The following is an 18,148-nucleotide window of genomic DNA, read 5'->3' as shown; positions in this document are numbered from 1 at the left end:
GGAGGAGAGGGCGAGCAGGTGGCAGCAGAAACGGCCGGGGTCGTGGAGATACGCAACGCGCTGGCGCGGCTGCGGCGCACGACCGGCCTCCCGGTCGCCTTCGGCGGCCTCGTCGACGGCGGGCGGCAGCAGGTGCGCATCAGCGAGCTGAGCGGCAACGTGACGCCCGCGCTGAGCGCGCTCGCGGTGACCTCGGGCAACGGCCTGGGCGGCAAGGCGGTCGCGCTGGGCCGTCCGTGCGCGGTGACGGACTACTCCTCCTCCCGGCAGATCAGCCACGAGTACGACATCCCGGTCGCCGCGGAGGGCCTGCGCTCGGTGCTCGCGGTGCCGGTGGTGGTACGGCGCCGGGTGCGCGGGGTGCTCTACGGCGCCCTGCGCACGGCCCAGCCGCTCGGCGACCGGACGCTGGGCGCGGCCATGGAGGCGGCGCGGGACGTCGAGCAGGCGCTGGTGCTGCGGGACGAGGCGCGGGACCTGGTGACGGTGGCGGCGGCCCGCGACCCCGCGCGGGACTCCGCCTGGGAGCAGGTGCGGGAGGCGCACGCCGCGCTGCGCTCGCTGGCGCCGCGGATCACCGACCAGACGCTGCGGGCGGAGCTGCTCGCCGCCTGCGCCCTGCTGACGCCGGAGCCGCAGCCGCGGGGAGCGAGCCTGGCGCCCCGCGAACTCGACGTCCTCGCCTGTCTGGCGGACGGCGCGACCAACGCGGCCGCGGCGGACCGGCTCGGGCTGCGCCCGGAGACGGTCAAGAGCTACCTGCGCTCGGCGATGCGCAAGCTCGGCGCCCACACCCGCGGCGAGGCGGTCTCCGCGGCCCGCCGCGCCGGCCTCCTCCCATAACCCGCCGCCGCGGGACGCCACCCGGACCGCGCCCCCGGCGCCCCGGCCGCCGCCCCGCACCCCGCGGCGCCGCCACCCGGGAGCCCGCGCCGGACCGCAGCCCGGCCCGCGCCCGGACGCGGCACGGAGGGCACGAGCCCGCCGCACGGCCCCGCACGGGGACACCCATGCGCCGAACCCCGGCTCCACCGGGACCGCCGCCACGGAGCCCCGCCGCACCGCGCCCCGAACCCCGGCACCGGGCCGCCGCGGGCTGCACCGGCTACAGTGCTCGGCGCACACCCCGCCCCACCCCGGCGGAACGCCGTCCCCGCACCAGGGGACCCGCCACGGCAGCCCGACGGCCCCAGGGCGCCACCCGGCGACCGCCCCACCGCACCGCCCGGCAACCACCCCGGCCGCACGGCGGGCCCCCACCCCACGCAGCCCCACCCCACGCAGCCCCATCCCACGCAGCCCCGCCCCACGCAGCCCCGCCCCACGCAGCCCGGCCCCGCGACCCGTCACGCGGACCCGCCGCCGCGACCCGGCGACCACGGCGCGCCGCCCAGCAAACCGACCCCGGCGCGCGGCGGGGCGCTGCCGTGCGGGGGGCTGCGGGTGTCCTGCGGCGGTTCGCCGCAGCCGGGTGGGGTAGGCGGATCGGTGTCCCGGCCCGTGGCGGAGGGGGGTTCGCGGTGCGCGCCGCAGGGGCCTCGCACGGGCCTCGCGGGTGGTCGGTGTGCATTCGGCGGCACTTTGCATTTTCCTTACGCCCGACGATTGTCATATCTCTCACCTCGTCGGGCGTCCGGATTTCAATGAGACGTTGCCTAGAATTTGGCCCGGACACGACATGCGGAGGGAGCGGTGACCGTGCGACGGGACTTCCAGGAGCCTGCCAGATGCCGCCCCGACCTGGTCATCGGCCGGGAGGGGCTGTCCGCCGCGGCGCGTGAGCAGCTCGCCTCCGGCGGCAGCGTGCTGCTGCACGGCCCCGCCGGAATTGGAAAGTCGACCGTTCTGCGGGCATTGGCCGCGCAATACGCCTCCTCGGCCCGCACCGTGTTGCGCTGCTCGGCCACCGAGTCCGAATCCCATCTGCCCTTCCTCGCCCTCGCCGACCTCCTCGGCCTGGTCGTGGACGAGGTGTCCGACCGGCTGCCCGCCGCCCAGCGCACCGCCCTGGAGTCGGCGCTCACCGGCCGGGGCGAGGAGTCCGCCCTCCAGCGCGACGGGCTCGCGCTGCGTCTGGCCGTGCTGTCCGCGCTGCGCGCCCTCGCCGCCGAGGGCCCCGTCCTCGTCGTCGCCGACGACCTGCAGTGGCTGGACTCGGCCAGCGCGGAGCTGCTCGGCTTCGCCGCCCGCCGCCTGGGCGACACCCCGGTGCAACTGCTGTGCGCGGTGCGCACCGAGGGCCAGGAGTACGACCGCCACCTGCGCTCGTGCCCGCCGGACACCCTCGCCGTCCGCCTGGGCCCGCTGTCCCGGGCCCAGGTGTCCACGCTCCTGGACCACCGCGGCTACCCGGGCCTGCCCCGCTCCACGGTCCGAGACATCCACCGCACCAGCGGCGGCAACCCCCTGTTCGCCCTCGAACTGGGCCGCGCCCTGGCCGACAGCTCCCACCCGATCGGACCGGGCGAGCCGCTCCCGGTGCCCACCTCGCTGCGCACGCTGGTGCTGAACCGGCTGGAGATGCTCTCCGACGAGGCCCGCCGCACCCTGCTGGTGGCCAGCGCCGGCGCCCGCCCCACCCTCGCCCTGCTGCACGCCGCCGGCCGGGAGAACGCCGAGGCCGAGACCGCGCAGGCCGCCACGCTCGGACTGCTGGCGACCGAGCCGGAGGGGCCCGCCGTACGGTTCGCGCATCCGCTGATCTCGGCCGCGCTGTACGCGGAGGCGCCCGCACACGAGCGGCGCGCCGCGCACGCCGCCCTGTCCACCGCGGCCTCCGACCCGATCGAGCGGGCCCGCCACCTGGCCCTCGCCACCACCGGCACCGACCCGGAGGCGGCCGCCCGCCTCGCCGAGGCCGCCGCGCTGGCCCGGGACCGCGGGGCGCCGTCGGTGGCCGCGTCGCTCGGGCTGCTCGCCGCCCGGCACACCCCGCCCTACGGCTACCCGAGCCCGGACCAGCGCCGGCTGCAGGCCGCGGAGGACGCGATCACGGCCGGCGAGGTCGACCTCGCCCGGGACATCGCCCGCGAGGTGCTGACCCGGGCCACCGCGCCCGCGGACCGGGTGCGGGCCTGGATGGTGGTGATCGAGTCGGCCGGACAGGCCCTCGGCGAGGTCGACACCGTCTACCCGCAGGTGCTGGCCGACGCGGGCGACGACCCGCGGCTGCTCGCCCAGGTCCACTACCAGCTGGCCTGGCGGGGCCTGGTGGTGGAGGGCGACTTCGCCACCGGCCGGGAGGAGGCCGCGCACGCGGCGCGGCTCGCGGCCCGGGCCGGCGACCGGCGCACCGAACTGCTCGCCCTGGCGTTCCAGGCGCAGACCGAGACGCTGATGGGCCACCCGGACGCGCCGGCGACCATCAAGCGGGCGCTGCAGGAGCCGCAGGACCCGCAGGTGGCGTGCCACCACAACGGCGCGGGCGCCACCCGCTACCGCTGGCTGATCATGAGTGACCAGCTGCCCGAGGCCCGCGCGACCGTCACGGCGCTGCTGCGCGAGGTGCGGCGGCGCGGCATCGTCGAGAGCGAGGTGCACTTCGTGCGCCTGCTGGCCGACACCGAACTGCGCTCCGGGCACTGCGGCCGTGCCCTCGACCTGGCCCGCGAGAGCATGCGGCTGGCGCGGGACTCCGGCATCGGCGAGATCCCCTCCGCCGTGCTCACCTCCCTCGCGGAGGCCTCGGGCGGGGACGTGGAGCGGGCGCTGGCCCTGGGCCGGGAAGCGGCGGACCAGGCCGAGGAGGTCGGCGACCAGATGTACGTGTCGCGGGGCCTGGCCGCCCTCGGCCACGCCCAGCTGGTCGCCGGGGACGCGGCGGGAGCGGCCCGGTCGCTGCGCCGGGTGCGGGAGCTGGAGCACAGCCTCGGCATCACCGACCCGGCGCGCGGCCGCTGGCACGGCGACCTCGCCGAGGCCCTGGTGCGCATCGGCGCGCTCGACGAGGCGCAGGGACTCCTCGACGAGGCGCGCGCCCACGCGCTGCGGCTGGGCCGGGAGAGCGTGCTGGGCGTCCTGGACCGGGCCGAGGCGCTGGTGCGGGCGGCGCGCGGGGAGTACGAGGCGGCCCTCACCCAGCTGACGTCCGCTCAGGACCGGCTCGCCAAGCTGGGCTACGGCCTGGAGGAGGCGCGGGCCGCGTTCGCGCTGGCCTCGCTGCGCACCTCGCCCCGGGCTCCCGGCGCGGTGCGCGTGGCGGTGGCCGCCGCGCCCGGCCCGACGTCGTACGACGAGGCGGCCCGGCTGTTCCGGCGCTGCCGTGCGCTGCCGTGGGTGCGTCAGGTGGAGGCGGCGGCCGTGGCGAATCCGGTGGAACCGGCCGCCCCCGTCGCCGCGTCGGAGGGGCTGGAGGGCCTCGCCTCGATGGAGCGTCAGGTCGCCGCGCTCGTCATGGAAGGGGCGACCAACCGGGAGATCGCCGCGCGCCTGTTCATCAGCGTCAAGACGGTCGAGGCGACCCTCACGCGGGTGTACCGCAAGCTGGGGATCCGCTCCCGGGTGGACATCGTCCGGCTGGCGGCGGGGCGTCGCACGAAGTGAGTCCGCGCTGAAATCCGTGCACGGTCCGCGTGAGATCCGCGTGAGGTCCGTCCGGTCCTCCCGGAGATCAGGCAGGGGGCCACGTCAGGAGCCACCGAGGGTTTTCCCTGCCCGCCCCCACTAGGGGGTTCCCTCATTGGGTGCCCGGCGGGGCGGGTCCTAGCGTGAGGGCGTGCCGCTCACCCGGGCACACGAGGTCGGTCCGCCCCACACCCGCGCGCCCCGCCGGGCACCCCCCACCTAGGAGACGGATGTTCGGGCTCCCCCGAGTCAGGAAGATCTGGATCGACCCTGCGAACTCCCACGATTCGGACTGCGTCCGGTCCGACACGGTCTGCCCCGGACACACCTCCGGCGGCGTCGACACCTGCCAGGACGGCAGCGGCGGTCCCCTGCTCGTCAGGGGCGTCCTGGCAGGGATCACTTCTCGGGGCGAGGGCCGCGCGGAGGCCGGTCACCCGGGTGTCCACACCCGGCCGACCGGCCGCACCGGCCAGGTGACCGCGCAGGTCGCCGCTTGACCCGGAAGGCTTCCTGAGTACCCCTCAGGTGAAGAACCAGGGGGCGTTGCGAGCTTCCACGAGCAGCCCGCAACGCCCCCTGTCCAATGTTCCGGGACGGTCCGGGGCCGGCGTTGAGGGGTCGGGGGACCCATGACCCTGCGGCCGTATGCCCCGTATATCCTGCTCAGGGCCTGTCCTGCTCAGGGCCTGTCCTGCTCAGGAGCGCAGCAGTCCGCCGACCGGGAGGCAGCCGCCATGTCCGAGCGACGCGCCCGCCCGGCCGCGAAGCACCCCAGGAAATTCGTCTGGCGCCGGACCGCCACCCCCGCGCCGACGCACTCGGCGCGGCCCCCCGCCGTACCGCCCGCGCCGGTCTCCCCCGAGCCGGCCGGGCCGGCCGGTGTGGTGCGGGCGGCCGTGTACCGCGACGGGGTGCGGGTGTCCTCCCCCGCCACCCTGGCCGACACCTACCGGGAGCTGCGCGGGCAGCCGTCCGGCATGGCGTGGATCGGCCTGGCCCGTCCGACGGAGAACGAACTGCTGTCCCTGGCAGCCGAGTTCGGCCTGCACCCGCTGGCGGTCGAGGACGCGATGGAGGCCCACCAGCGTCCGAAGCTGGAGCGCTACGGCGACACCCTGTTCGTCGTGCTGCGCGCCGCCCGCTACCTGGACGCGCCGGAGGAGGTCGACTTCGGCGAGCTGCACGTGTTCGTCGGGCCGGACTTCCTGATCACCGTCCGCCACGGCGCGGCGCCGGGCCTGTCCGCGGTCCGCCGCCGCATGGAGGAGACGCCGGAGCTGCTCAGGCTGGGCCCCGAGGCGGTGCTGTACGCGATCCTCGACGCGGTGGTCGACGGCTACGCGCCGGTCGTGGAGGGCGTCCAGAACGACATCGACGAGATCGAGACGGAAGTCTTCGGCGGTGCCCCCGAGGTCTCCCGCCGCATCTACGAACTCTCCCGCGAGATGGTCGAGTTCCAGCGCGCCACGCGCCCCCTGGTCGGCATGCTGCACGGCCTGATCGCCGGCTTCTCCAAGTACGGCACCGACGAGGAACTGCAGCGCTACCTGCGGGACGTCGCCGACCACGTCACCCACATCAGCGAACGCGTCGACTCCTTCCGCCAGGCCCTCGCCGACATCCTCACGGTCAACGCGACGCTGGTCACCCAGCAGCAGAACGCGGAGATGCGGGCACTGGCGGAAGCGGGCTTCGAGCAGAACGAGGAGATCAAGAAGATCTCCGCCTGGGCGGCGATCCTGTTCGCCCCGACGCTGGTCGGCACGGTGTACGGCATGAACTTCCGGCACATGCCGGAACTGCACTGGTCGTTCGGATACCCCCTCTCGGTCGCCCTGATGGCCGCGGTCTGCGTCAGCCTGTACGTCGTGTTCAGACGGCGCGGCTGGCTCTGAGCGGTCGGGACCGCTCAGAGTCCCTGTCGACGCCCACGGACGGCGCCGTACCCGGCGGTGTCAGGGTGACGCCCGAGCCCGCCCGGCAGGTCAGCGGCTCTCTTCGCCCTGGGCGACCTCGACGTCGTGGTGGAGGACGGCCACGCCGGTGGTCGCGGCTGCCGCGGGGAGGAGCGCGCAGACGGTGAGGAGCAGGGCGATCCATCGTGCGGCGTTCGAGCGGCCGTCTCGGGGGGCGAGGAGCGCGGCGACCCGCTGGGGAACGGGGCCGGTGGTCGCCGCGGGGGCGAAGTCCGGGCGGGTGAGGTGTCGGGCGTCTCCGGCGAGCGCGGCGCGGGCGATGGCCCGGGCCAGCAGACGGCGGTCACCGACGGCGGCAGCGGCGCTCTCGTCGGCGGCGCGTTCCGCGGCGAGCCGGATCGTGGCACGCGTGGCGCGGAGCGCGGGGTGGCAGTGGGCGGCCAGTTCGGCGGCCGCCAGGAAATAGTGGTGGCCGTCCCTGTTGTGGGCCCGCTCGTGGGCGAAGAGGGCTTCGCGTTCGGCGGGGCCGAGGCTGCGCAGCATCGCGGTGGTCACGACGATCCGGTGCGGCCTGCCGGGCAGGGCGTACGCGTCCGGGTGCGGCGAGTCGACGACGCACAGGTCACCGGCGGTGGGGCGGCGGTCGGCTTCCGCGTGAGCGGCGTGGAAGGCCCGGACCTGACGCGCGGCCGAGCGTGCGAGGGTCCAGGAACCGAGGGTGAGCGCTCCGGTGGCGAGCGCGGCGGCCGGGAGGACGAGCAGGTCGGAAGGGGTACGCAGGGGGTGGACGAGGTTCCCGAGGGCCGCGAGGACGGAGAGCTTGAGAAGTCCGGTCAGCACCAGGGCGCCGAGTGCGGCGACACAGGCGCCGGCACACACCAGGGCACAGGCGGTCAGCGCCCACAGGGCGGTGACCGGGGCGAGGCGCGCGAGGGCGCGCCGGGCCAGTGCCGGCAACGCGCAGGGCAGCAGGAGCGGAGCCAGAAGGAGGGCGATCACTGCTCGTCGGCCTCCAGCAGCTGGCGCAGCAGTTCCTCGTCCTCCGGGCTGAGCCGGGCCACGAACCGGGCGAGCACCGCCTCGCGGTCGGCGTCCCGGTCGAGTTCGGTGTGCATGCGCTGGGCGGTCAGCCCGGGGGCGTCCTGCACCGGGACGTAGGCGTAGCCGCGCCCTCGTCGCTCGCGGCCGACGGCACCCTTGTCGTGGAGGCGGGACAGGATCGTCACCACCGTCGTCCGGGCGAGTCCGGAGGCGAGTTCGGCCTGCACCTGCACCGGGGTGAGCGGCGCGCCGGCGGCCCACAGGGCGGCCATGACGGCGGCTTCGAGCTCGCCGGCCGGGCGGCGTTCGTCCTTCGGGTCGGTCATGGGAACCATCCTCACCCCGCTGTCGTCTACAGTTCAGTAGACCGTCTACAGAATTGTAGTCACTGGTCGGGTGCTGCCGTGCCGCGCCCGGCCCGCCGTACCGGAGGAGCCGTGACGATGTCCGCACCCGTCCCCCCATCGTCGCAGCCGGCCGTCTTCGACGGGTCGTCGGTCGACGGCTCCGCCTATCTGGACGTGGTGCGGGCGGCCCGGCATGCGCCGGGCTGGCTGGACGGGACGGTGTCGTTGTGGTCGACGTACGGGCTGGCGGTGTTCGCCGTCCTCGCCGGCCTCGGCTGGTGGTTCGCGCGGCGTACCGGGGGCGCGGCGGCGGTGACGGCGCTGGCGGTGCCGGTGGTCGTGGTCGTGGCGTCCGGCGTCGACGTCGTGGTGAAGCTGGCGGTGCGCGAGGACCGGCCGTGCCGGAGCCTGCGCGTGCCGACCCTGGAGGCGTGTCCGGCCCCCGGGGACTGGTCCTTCCCCAGCAACCACGCGGCGATCGCGGCGGCTGCCGCGGTCGCCCTGTTCTTCGTCTCGCGCCGGCTGGGGGCGGTGGCGGCCGTCGCCGCGGTGGCGATGGCGGCCTCCCGGGTGTGGGTCGGCGCGCACTATCCGCATGACGTGGTGGCCGGAGCGCTGGCCGGCGGGCTCGTCGCGCTGCTGTCGATGACCGCGGTGCGGCGGTGCTCGCGACCGGTGGGCCGGTGGATCGCGTCCGGCCGCCTGCGCCCGCTGGTGAGTACCGCGTGAAACGGCGCGCCGCCGCCGGCGCCGCCGGTCTCGGCGCCTGGGCGGCGCCCGCACGGTGGGCGCCGGTGCGGAACTGCACGACCGGGACGACCGGGACGACCGGGACGACCGGGACGACCGGGACGACCGCCAGCAGGGCGCTCATCAGCACCGGCACCCCGGTCAGCCCGAGGCCCGCCTTCTCGTTCAGCAGGTCGGCCGCCGTCTCGCCGACCGTCGTGCACAGCACCTTGGTGATCCAGAAGTGGACGGTGACTTCGGGCACCTTGTTCCAGCGCTGCCGACGGCCCGGAGGACGGTGCCCCGGCGCCGGCCGCCGAGGGCGTGGCGGTCTCTGACGTCTCGTACGTCAGGGCACTGTCAGCGGACCCGGCCGTGCCACGGGCTGCCTGAACGCGTCCTGGCTGCCGCGTGGCACCGCCCGCCCGGGCCCGGCGGCGTGCGGGAGCGCCGGTCAGCCCACGCGTTCCCAGCCGCGGCGGGGCGGTCGGTTGCCGAGGCGGGTGTCGCGGCTGCGGTAGACGATGTAGGGGCGGGTCAGGTAGCCGATCGGGGCCGTGAGCATGTGGACCAGGCGGGTGAAGGGCCACGCGGCGAAGAGCAGCAGGGCGCTGACGGCGTGCAGCTGGAACAGGATCGGGGCGCCGGACATCAGGTCCGGCTCGGGCTGGAACCAGAAGATCGAGCGGAACCAGGGGGAGATGGTCTCGCGGTAGTCGTAGCCGCCGCCGACGATGTTCGCGGCGACGGTCGCGGACAGGCCGAGCACGATCGTCGCGGTGAGCGAGACGTACATGGCCTTGTCGTTGCGGGTGGTGGCGGAGAAGACGGGGCCGACGGTGCGGCGGCGGTAGACGAGGATGGCCAGGCCGCCCAGGGTGCACACGCCGGCGATGGTGCCGAGCACCACGGCGGTGACGTGGTAGGCGTCCTCGCCGATGCCGACGGCCTCGGTCCAGCTCTTGGGGACGAGCAGGCCGCCGATGTGGCCCAGGAGCACGACGAGGATGCCGAAGTGGAACAGCGGGCTGCCGATGCGCAGCAGCCGGTTCTCGTAGAGCTGCGAGGAGCGGGTGGTCCAGCCGAACTTGTCGTAGCGGTAGCGCCAGATGTGGCCGAGGACGAACACCGCGAGGGAGACGTACGGCAGGACGACCCAGAGCAGGACGGATCCGGTGCCGGCCTCGGCCGCCAGGCCGACGGGCTGTGCGGGCGCGGTCATCGGGGGTGTCATCGGGGGCCTCCGCTCACCGGGTCGGGCAGGAACTGCGGGGGCGCGTACGGGTCGAGGCCGACCTGTTCCTCGGGCGGCCCCTGGGCGGCGAGCCGGGCCACCGCCTCGCGGACGTCGCCGCCGAGGGCGGGGAGCGTGGCGGAGACGGAGTCCAGGACGGCCGCCCACGGGGAGCCGGCGTCGTGCAGCGCCAGGCGCAGCAGTTCCAGGCCGGCGCGGTGGTCGGTGAGCAGGCGTGCCCCCGCGGTGGGCTCGGCGGCGGCGAACTCCAGGACGACGGCGAGGTGGTCGGGCAGTTCGTCGTCGCTCAGCCGCCAGCCGGCGCGGGCGTAGGTCTGCTTGAGCCGCAGCAGCGCGAGGCCGCGCTTCCGGGTGTCGCCGTGCGCGTAGTAGGTCAGGTACGGGCAGCAGCGTTTGCGGTGGTCGAAGGTGGCGACGTAGTCGGCGGCCAGGTCGGGCGTGGGGGTGCGCTCGGCGTGGTCGGCGAAGTCGAGCAGCGGTTGCCCGACCGGGCGGGGCTGGAGGGCGGCGACCCGCCGGGCCAGGGCGAGGCGGTCGCGGAGGTGTCCGTCCGGGTAGGCCAGCAGCAGCGACTGGGCCTGCCAGGCCGGGGAGCGGCGGGCGTCGCCGGTGTCCGGCCTCATGACACGGGTCCCTTCTCGTCGTGCGCGTCGTGCCCGTCGTCCCCGCCGGGCGGGAACAGGCCGGGCGGGCGTCCCTTGCCGTCCCAGTTGAGGAGGTTGACGCGGGTGGCCTTGTCGGTGGGGGCGGCCGGGGTGTCGGCGGTCTGGCGGTCGTGCAGGGCGCGGTAGGTCTCCACCGCTATCGGGGCGGCGCCGCCGGAGGTCTCGCCGAAGGGGCCCCAGCCGCCCATGCCGGGGCCGCCCTCGTAGTCGAGGCTGCACTCGGTGGCCAGTTCCTCCAGCTTGTGCGCCTGTTCGGCGTGGGCGGGCGGGATGACGTACCGCTCGTCGTACTTGGCGAGGGCCAGCAGCCGGTACATGTCGTACATCTGCTCCTCGCCCATGCCGACGCGCTCCGGGATCGCCGGGTCCGGCTCGCGGCCGAGGTTGATGTCGCGCATGTAGGAGCGCATGGCCGCCAGGCGCCGCAGCACGGCGTCGACGGGGGCCGGGTCGCCGGCGGTGAACAGCTGGGCGAGGTAGTCGACGGGGATGCGCAGCGCGTCCACGGCGGCGAACAGGTTGCGGTGGTCCTCGGCGTCGCGGCCGGTCTCGCGGACGGCGTCGACGACCGGGGAGAGCGGCGGGATGTACCAGACCATCGGCAGGGTGCGGTACTCCGGGTGCAGCGGCAGGGCCACCTCGTAGGTGTTGATCAGGGCGTGCACCGGGGAGCGCCGGGCGGCCTCGATCCAGTCCCGCGGGATGCCCGACCGCTCCGCCGCGGCGATCACCCGCGGGTCGTCCGGGTCGAGGAAGACCTGCCGCTGGGCCTCGTACAGTCCCTGTTCGTCGGGGGTGGAGGCGGCCTCGAGGACGCGGTCGGCGTCGTAGAGGACCAGGCCGATGTAGCGCAGCCGGCCCACGCACGTCTCGGAGCAGACGGTGGGCAGGCCGACCTCCACGCGGGGGAAGCAGAAGGTGCACTTCTCCGCCTTGCCGGTGCGGTGGTTGAAATAGACCTTCTTGTACGGGCAGCCCGTGACGCACATCCGCCAGCCGCGGCAGCGGTCCTGGTCGACGAGGACGATGCCGTCCTCGGTGCGCTTGTAGATCGCGCCGGAGGGGCAGGAGGCGGCGCAGGACGGGTTGAGGCAGTGCTCGCAGATGCGCGGCAGGTAGAACATGAAGGTCTGCTCGAACTCGAGCTTGATCTTCTGGGACACCTGGCCCAGCAGCACGTCCTTCTCGCCGTGCTCGGCGCTGCCGCCGAGGTCGTCGTCCCAGTTCGCCGACCAGGAGATCTTGGTGTCCTTGCCGGTGATCAGGGATTTGGGGCGGGCGACCGGGGTGTGCTCCTGCAGCGGGGCGTTGGTGAGGGTCTCGTAGTCGTACGTCCACGGCTCGTAGTAGTCGTCGAGCGCGGGCAGCTTGGGGTTGGAGAAGATCTGGATCAGCTTCTTGAACCGGCCGCCCGCCTTCAGCGCCAGCCGGCCGCGCTTGTTGAGCTCCCAGCCGCCCTTCCAGGTGTCCTGGTCCTCGTAACGGCGGGGGTAGCCCTGGCCGGGGCGGGTCTCGACGTTGTTGAACCACACGTACTCGACGCCGGTGCGGTTGGTCCACGCCTGTTTGCAGGTGACCGAGCAGGTGTGGCAGCCGATGCACTTGTCGAGGTTCATGACCATCGCCATCTGGGCCATGACCCGCCCGATGGGGGCTTCACCGCGGGACATCAGTACTCGACCTCCTGATCGGTGCGGCGGCGGATGACCGTCACCTCGTCGCGCTGGTTGCCGGTCGGACCGAGATAGTTGAAGGCGTACGTGAGCTGGGCGTAGCCGCCGATGAGATGGCTCGGCTTGATCAGCAGGCGGGTCAGCGAGTTGTGGATGCCGCCGCGCCGGCCGGTGGTCTCGGTGCGCGGCACGTCGATCAGCCGGTCCTGGGCGTGGTGCATGTAGACGGTGCCCTCCGGCATGCGGTGCGAGACGACCGCGCGGGCGGCGACGACGCCGTTGCGGTTGACGGCCTCCACCCAGTCGTTGTCGCGTACGCCGACCTTGGCCGCGTCCTGGGTGCTCATCCAGATGGTCGGGCCGCCGCGCGACAGCGACAGCATGAACAGGTTGTCCTGGTACTCGGAGTGGATGGACCACTTGTTGTGCGGGGTCAGGTAGCGCACGGTCACGCCGAGCTCGCCGGTGTCGCCGACCCGCGGCTCGCCGAACAGCGCGTGCATGTTCAGCGGGGGCCGGTAGACCGGGAGCTGCTCGCCGAGGGCGGCCATCCAGTCGTGGTCGAGGTAGAAGTGCTGGCGGCCGGTGAGGGTGTGCCAGGGCTTGAGGCGTTCGACGTTGACGGTGAACGGGGAGTAGCGGCGCCCGCCCGTCTCCGAGCCGGACCACTCCGGTGAGGTGATCACCGGCACGGGCGCGGCCTGGGTGTCGGCGAAGGTGATCCGCTTGCCCTCGTGCTCGGCGGCCAGGTCGGCGAGCCGGGTGCCGGTGCGGGCCTCCAGGGCGTGGAAGCCCTGGGTGGCGAGGTGGCCGTTGGTGGTGCCGGACAGGGCGAGGATCGCCTCGCAGGCGTGGGTGTCGCGGGCGATCGAGGGCCTGCCGTCGGCGGCGCCGCCGCGCACCACGCCGTTCTTGTGCCGCAGGTACCGCAGTTCCTCGTCCAGGTGGAAGGTGACGCCCTTGGTGGTGGCGCCGAGGCTGTCGAGCAGCGGGCCGAGGGCGCCCATCTTGTCGGCGACGGCGCCGTAGTCCCGTTCGACGGTCACCAGCTTGGGCAGGGTGCGGCCGGGGACCGGTTCGCACTCGCCGGTCTTCCAGTCGCGGACCCGGCCGTGCGGGGTGGCGAGTTCGTCGGGGGTGTCGTGCAGCAGCGGCGCGGCGACCACGTCGGTGCGCACGCCGAGGTGCCCGGCGGCCTGGCGGCTGAACTCGCGGGCGAGGGTGTGGAAGGCGTCCCAGTCGGTGCGGGTCTGCCAGGGCGGGGCGATGGCCGGGTTGAAGGCGTGCACGAAGGGGTGCATGTCCGTGCTGGACAGGTCGTGCTTCTCGTACCAGGTGGCGGCGGGCAGCACGACGTCGGAGAAGACGGTGGTGCTGGTCATCCGGAAGTCCAGGGTGAGCAGCAGGTCGAGCTTGCCCTCCGGGGCCTGCTCCCGCCACACGACGTCCTTCGGGCGGGCGTCCGGCGGGGCCTCGGCGGCGCGCACGGCGGAGTCGGTGCCGAGCAGGTGCTTGAGGAAGTACTCGTTGCCCTTGGCGGAGGAGCCCAGCAGGTTGGCCCGCCACACGGTCAGCACGCGCGGGAAGTTCTCGGGCGCGTCCGGGTCCTCGCCGGCGAACCGCAGCCGCCCGGCCTTCAGTTCCTCCACGATGTGCTCGGCGACCGGGCGGCCCGCGCCGTCGGCCTCGTCGGCCAGGTCGAGCGGGTTGCGGTCGAAGGTGGGGTACGACGGCATCCAGCCGAGCCGCGCCGACTGCGCGATGACGTCCGCGGTGGCCTTCCCGGCGAACGGTCCGGCGCCCGTGCCGTCCGCCACGAGGACGTCGGCGGAGAACGGGTCGTAGCGGAACTGATCGCCGTGCAGGTACCAGTAGGCGGTCTGGATCATCTGGCGGGCCGGGCGGTTCCAGTCCGCGGCGGTCGCGAGCGCCGAGTAGCCGGTGATCGGGCGGACCTTCTCCTGGCCGACGTAGTGCGCCCAGCCGCCGCCGTTGACGCCCTGGCAGCCGGTCAGCGTGGTCAGGGTGAGGAAGGCGCGGTAGATGGTGTCGGAGTGGAACCAGTGGTTGGTGCCCGCCCCCATGATGATCATCGAGCGGCCGCCGGACTCCTCGGCGTTGGCCGCGAACTCGCGCGCGATACGGGCCGCCCGCTCGGCGTCCACGCCGGTGATCGCCGCCTGCCAGGCCGGGGTGCAGGGCTCCTCGGGGTCCTCGTAGGAGGCCGGCCAGCGGCCGGGCAGCCCGTCGCGGGCCACCCCGTACTGGGCCAGCAGCAGGTCGTACACGGTGGTGACCGGGCGCCCGCCGACGCGCCGTACGGGCACGCCGCGCAGCAGCTTCCCCGCGCTGCCGTCGGGCGCGTCGAACCGCGGCAGCTCCACCGCCACGGGCGCCTCGTCGCCGCCCGCGGCGGACAGCAGCGGGTCCAGGTCGCCCAGGTCCAGGTTCCACTTGCCGGCGCCGGACTCGCCGTACCGGTCGCCGAGGGTGCCGGGCGGCACCACCGGCGCCCCGGTCGCGGCGTCCAGCAGCACGGTGCGGAACTCGGCGTGCTCGGCCTCGGCGTACTCGCCGCCCAGGTCGGCGGCGGTCAGGAACTTGCCGGGCGCGTAGCGGCCGGGCGCCCGTTCGTCGAGCGTCACCAGGAACGGCAGGTCGGTGAAGCGCTTGACGTAGCCGTCGAAGTACGGGGTGCGCCGCTCGACGAAGAACTCCTTGAGGACGACGTGCCCCATGGCCATCGCCAGGGCGCCGTCGGTGCCGGGCCGGGCGGGCAGCCACTCGTCGGCGAACTTCACGTTGTCCGCGTAGTCCGGGGAGACCGCGACCACCTTCTGGCCGCGGTAGCGGGCCTCGGCCATCCAGTGCGCGTCCGGCGTCCGCGTCACCGGCAGGTTCGACCCCCACATGATCAGGTAGCCGGCGTCCCACCAGTCCCCCGACTCCGGTACGTCGGTCTGGTCGCCGAACACCTGCGGCGAGGCGACCGGCAGGTCGGCGTACCAGTCGTAGAAGGACAGCATCACCCCGCCGAGCAGGGAGTAGAAGCGGGCGCCCGCGGCGTGCGAGACCATCGACATCGCCGGGATGGGCGAGAAGCCGGCCAGCCGGTCCGGGCCGTGCTCCTTGATGGTGTGCACGTGCGCGGCGGCCACCATCTCCACCGCCTCGTCCCAGCTCGCCCGCACCAGGCCGCCCTTGCCGCGGACGGACTTGTAGCGGCGGGCGCGCTCCGGGTCGGAGACGATGTCGGCCCAGGCCGCGACCGGGTCGCCCAGGCGCGCCTTCGCCTCCCGGTACATCTGCAGCAGCACGCCCCGCACGTACGGGTAGCGGACCCTGGTCGGCGAGTAGGTGTACCAGGAGAACGCGGCCCCGCGCGGGCAGCCGCGCGGCTCGTACTCGGGCCGGTCCGGGCCGACCGAGGGGTAGTCGGTCTGCTGGGCCTCCCAGGTGATGATGCCGTCCTTGACGTACACCTTCCACGAGCAGGAGCCGGTGCAGTTCACGCCGTGGGTGGAGCGCACCACCTTGTCGTGCGACCAGCGGTCCCGGTAGAAGGCGTCCGCCTGCCGGCCGCCCGCCTTGTGCAGGGTGCGCAGGTCCGGGGAGACCTCCGCCCTGCTGAAGAAGCGGCGGCTGCGGACCAGCGCCTCGGCGAGGCCGCTGTCCATGCCCGGCGGTGTCCGCCGCGGACCGGTCTCCGTGCTCACCCTGCACCCCGCATCCCGGGCACCCGGCCCGTGCGTGTCGCGATTCGAACGGCCGCGCTCGACCTTACGACCGTGGTACCCCCGAAGGTCAACAGGCGCACCGCGAACGATGTGCGTCCGCCACGTGGGGCGTTCCCTGCGAGCAGGCGGCTACCCATGCGCGGGCGGGGCATGCGCGCACCGACGACAACCGGCCACCTCGTGGTCTCGGGAGGTGGCCGGGAGCGGGGTGGTGGATCAGACGGTCCGGCGGGACAGGACGCCGCCCGCCTTCGCCCGGGCGGCGTCGACGGCCTCCCATTCCTCGGTGCCGAGGTTGGCCAGCGCGGCCGGGAAGACGCCGTCCTGCTCCTTGAGGATGTGGTCGCGCAGCACCGCCGTCGCGTCCATCAGCCGGTCCGGCCAGGTGGGGTCGGCGGGTGTCGCACCGTCGGCGGCCTCGGCGAGGACCGCCTCGACCTGGCGGTGCTCCGCCTCCAGGGCGCCGATCTGCTCGGGGAAGTCGCCGGCCAGGGCGGGGAACAGGCCGTGCTCCTCCACCTCGGTGTGCGGGCCGAGCACGGCGGCGACGTCCCGGGCGACCGCCGCCAGGGCGGCCGTGTCCCCGCTGCGGTGAGCGGTGCGCAGGTGGCTGATCAGGCGCACCACCTCGTCGTGCTCGCGGGTCAGTTCGTCGATGGCGGCCAGGGACTGGCAGCCGCAGTACTCGCACATCGGGGGCTCCGGTCGGGGGTGCGGGCGGGTGTGGTCGGTGGTGGATGCGGGGCGGGTGTGGTCGTTGGTGGATGCGGGGGCCGGTGTGGTCGTTGGTCGATGCGGGGGCCGGTGTGGTCGGTGGGGGGCGCGGGCGGGTGTGGTCAGTGGGAGGTGGCGGCCGACGCCGACGCGCCGCGGGTGCGGCCGGTGACCGCGTGGCGGACGCCGGTGCCGGTGAAGGCCAGGGCCGCGGCGGCGACCAGGCCCAGCAGCACCAGGCCGACGGCGTAGGAGCCGTAGGCGCCGTAGAGCGAGCCCATCACCAGCGGCGGCACGAAGCCGCCGAGTCCGCCCGCGGCGCCCACGACACCGGTGACCGAGCCGACCATGTTCGCCGGGGCCAGCAGCGCCACCAGGGCGAAGACGGCGCCGCTGCCGGCGCCCAGCGCGGCGGCCATCGCCAGGAAGGCGACGGTGCCGACCGGTGCGAGCGAGGGCGTCAGCGACTGCACGAACGCCGCGGTGAGCACCACGGCCATGGTGCCGGCGAGGACCCGGACGGGGCCGATGCGGTCCGAGAGCCAGCCGCCGACCGGCCGCATCGCCACCGCCAGCAGCACGAAGCCGGCCATCCGGTTGGCGGCGTCGGCCTGGGTGAGCCCGTAGCCGGTCTTGAGGTAGGTGGGCAGGTAGACGGAGAAGGCGACGTAGCCGCCGAAGGCGACCGCGTACAGGGCGGACGCCTGCCAGGTGATGCCGAGGCGCAGGGTGGCGGCCAGGCGGTGGGTCAGCGGCTCGGTGGGCACGGTGCGCGCCGGGGCGTCCCGCATCACCAGGGCGGCCAGCGCCGCGTAGGCCGTGAGCACGATCGCGGTGATCACGAAGGGGGCGGCCATGCCAGGCCCGTCCACCAGCTTGACCGTGGTCAGCGCGCTGATCGCGGTGCCGCCCATGCCCATGCCGAAGATCCCGATGGCCAGGCCGCGCCGCTCGGGCGGGAACCAGGCGCTGACGAACGGCACGCCGACGGCGAAGGCGGTGCCGCCGATGCCGAGGAAGAACCCGCCGGTCAGGAGGGCGGCGAGCGAGGAGTGCCCGGCCAGGCCCAGGTACAGCACCGGGACCACGGTGGCGGCCGACACCAGCGGGAACATCACCCGTCCGCCGAACCGGTCGGTCAGCGCGCCAACCGGGATGCGGCCCAGCGAGCCGACCACGACCGGCACCGCCACCAGCAGCGACTGCTCGAACGAGGACAGGTCGAGGCTGTCCTTGAAGCGGGGTCCGAGCGGGCTGAGCAGCGCCCACGCCCAGAAGTTCACGGCGAATCCGACGGTGGCCAGGGCCAGCATCAGCCACGCCCGGCCGGGCACCGGCGCGCCCGGGGCCGGGCTGCCGTTCTGCATCGTCGACGACTGGGCCATCGTGTCCGTCCTTGTCCTCGCGGGTCTCGCGGTTCTCGCAGTTGTCACGGTTTCGCGGTCGTGCCGGCGTCATCGGGCGGGGCCGGGCCACGGCGTGCGGTCCGTTCCCCAGCAACTGTC

The 18,148-nt window shown here is 74.4% G+C and carries 12 protein-coding genes and 2 pseudogenes; 5 read left to right on the top strand and 9 right to left on the bottom strand.

Annotation, left to right across the window (positions count from 1 at the left end; all coding sequences use genetic code 11):
• The first annotated feature begins 18 nt into the window (after positions 1 to 18).
• The 4 genes and pseudogenes from VKA29_RS18175 to VKA29_RS18160 all read left to right on the top strand — a co-directional run bounded on the left by VKA29_RS18175 (position 19) and on the right by VKA29_RS18160 (position 6,461).
• Positions 19 to 843, top strand: coding sequence for a helix-turn-helix transcriptional regulator (locus VKA29_RS18175; protein WP_324786881.1), 825 nt, complete (start codon positions 19 to 21; stop codon positions 841 to 843).
• An 849-nt stretch (positions 844 to 1,692) separates the two neighbouring features.
• A complete protein-coding gene (locus tag VKA29_RS18170) occupies positions 1,693 to 4,542 on the top strand; it encodes a helix-turn-helix transcriptional regulator (protein ID WP_324786880.1) in 2,850 nt (949 codons plus the stop codon).
• A 296-nt stretch (positions 4,543 to 4,838) separates the two neighbouring features.
• Positions 4,839 to 5,063, top strand: a pseudogene (locus VKA29_RS18165) (trypsin-like serine protease); the annotation flags it as partial.
• 237 nt (positions 5,064 to 5,300) lie between these two features.
• Positions 5,301 to 6,461 (top strand): magnesium and cobalt transport protein CorA, encoded by a 1,161-nt coding sequence (locus VKA29_RS18160; RefSeq protein ID WP_324786879.1) that lies wholly within the window; start codon positions 5,301 to 5,303, stop codon positions 6,459 to 6,461.
• 90 nt (positions 6,462 to 6,551) lie between these two features.
• Here the strand turns inward: VKA29_RS18160 and VKA29_RS18155 are convergent, their stop codons facing one another.
• Positions 6,552 to 7,481 carry a M48 family metalloprotease gene (locus VKA29_RS18155; RefSeq protein WP_324786878.1) on the bottom strand — a complete coding sequence of 310 codons (930 nt, stop codon included), beginning with the start codon at positions 7,479 to 7,481 and terminating at the stop codon, positions 6,552 to 6,554.
• Positions 7,478 to 7,849: a BlaI/MecI/CopY family transcriptional regulator gene (locus VKA29_RS18150; protein ID WP_324786877.1), complete on the bottom strand. Its 372-nt coding sequence runs from the start codon at positions 7,847 to 7,849 to the stop codon at positions 7,478 to 7,480. The genes VKA29_RS18155 and VKA29_RS18150 overlap by 4 nt, the downstream gene beginning before the upstream one ends.
• Before the next feature lie 117 nt (positions 7,850 to 7,966).
• Between VKA29_RS18150 and VKA29_RS18145 the strand changes: the two genes are divergently transcribed.
• Positions 7,967 to 8,599, top strand: coding sequence for a phosphatase PAP2 family protein (locus VKA29_RS18145; RefSeq protein WP_324786876.1), 633 nt, complete (start codon positions 7,967 to 7,969; stop codon positions 8,597 to 8,599).
• 133 nt (positions 8,600 to 8,732) lie between these two features.
• Here VKA29_RS18145 and VKA29_RS37035 read toward each other — a convergent pair.
• From VKA29_RS37035 to VKA29_RS18115, 7 genes and pseudogenes are all read right to left on the bottom strand, one after another.
• Positions 8,733 to 8,864: pseudogene (locus VKA29_RS37035) on the bottom strand (hypothetical protein); the annotation flags it as partial.
• Between the two features lie 189 nt (positions 8,865 to 9,053).
• Complete coding sequence (narI, locus tag VKA29_RS18140) at positions 9,054 to 9,821, bottom strand: respiratory nitrate reductase subunit gamma (protein ID WP_324786995.1); 768 nt, start codon at positions 9,819 to 9,821, stop codon at positions 9,054 to 9,056.
• 8 nt (positions 9,822 to 9,829) lie between these two features.
• On the bottom strand, positions 9,830 to 10,477 hold the full coding sequence (gene narJ, locus VKA29_RS18135) for a nitrate reductase molybdenum cofactor assembly chaperone (RefSeq protein ID WP_324786875.1): 648 nt from the start codon (positions 10,475 to 10,477) through the stop codon (positions 9,830 to 9,832).
• Positions 10,474 to 12,189, bottom strand: a complete 1,716-nt coding sequence (narH, locus tag VKA29_RS18130; protein WP_324786874.1) for a nitrate reductase subunit beta — start codon at positions 12,187 to 12,189, stop codon at positions 10,474 to 10,476. The genes narJ and narH overlap by 4 nt, the downstream gene beginning before the upstream one ends.
• The gene (locus VKA29_RS18125) at positions 12,189 to 15,869 is read right to left on the bottom strand and encodes a nitrate reductase subunit alpha (protein WP_324786873.1); all 3,681 of its coding nucleotides are present in this window, start codon (positions 15,867 to 15,869) and stop codon (positions 12,189 to 12,191) included. Before VKA29_RS18125 ends, narH begins: the two co-directional genes overlap by 1 nt.
• A gap of 276 nt (positions 15,870 to 16,145) precedes the next feature.
• Positions 16,146 to 16,622 (bottom strand): hemerythrin domain-containing protein, encoded by a 477-nt coding sequence (locus tag VKA29_RS18120; protein ID WP_324786872.1) that lies wholly within the window; start codon positions 16,620 to 16,622, stop codon positions 16,146 to 16,148.
• 143 nt (positions 16,623 to 16,765) lie between these two features.
• Positions 16,766 to 17,956 (bottom strand): MFS transporter, encoded by a 1,191-nt coding sequence (locus VKA29_RS18115; RefSeq protein ID WP_324786994.1) that lies wholly within the window; start codon positions 17,954 to 17,956, stop codon positions 16,766 to 16,768.
• Positions 17,957 to 18,148 lie beyond the last annotated feature (192 nt).

The sequence above is a fragment of the Streptomyces sp. H51 genome (genome assembly GCF_035656535.1).
In the GTDB taxonomy this organism is placed as follows: domain Bacteria; phylum Actinomycetota; class Actinomycetes; order Streptomycetales; family Streptomycetaceae; genus Streptomyces.
Note: the sequence above shows the minus strand (reverse complement) of the source record. Positions and strands in the feature narration are given on the sequence as shown.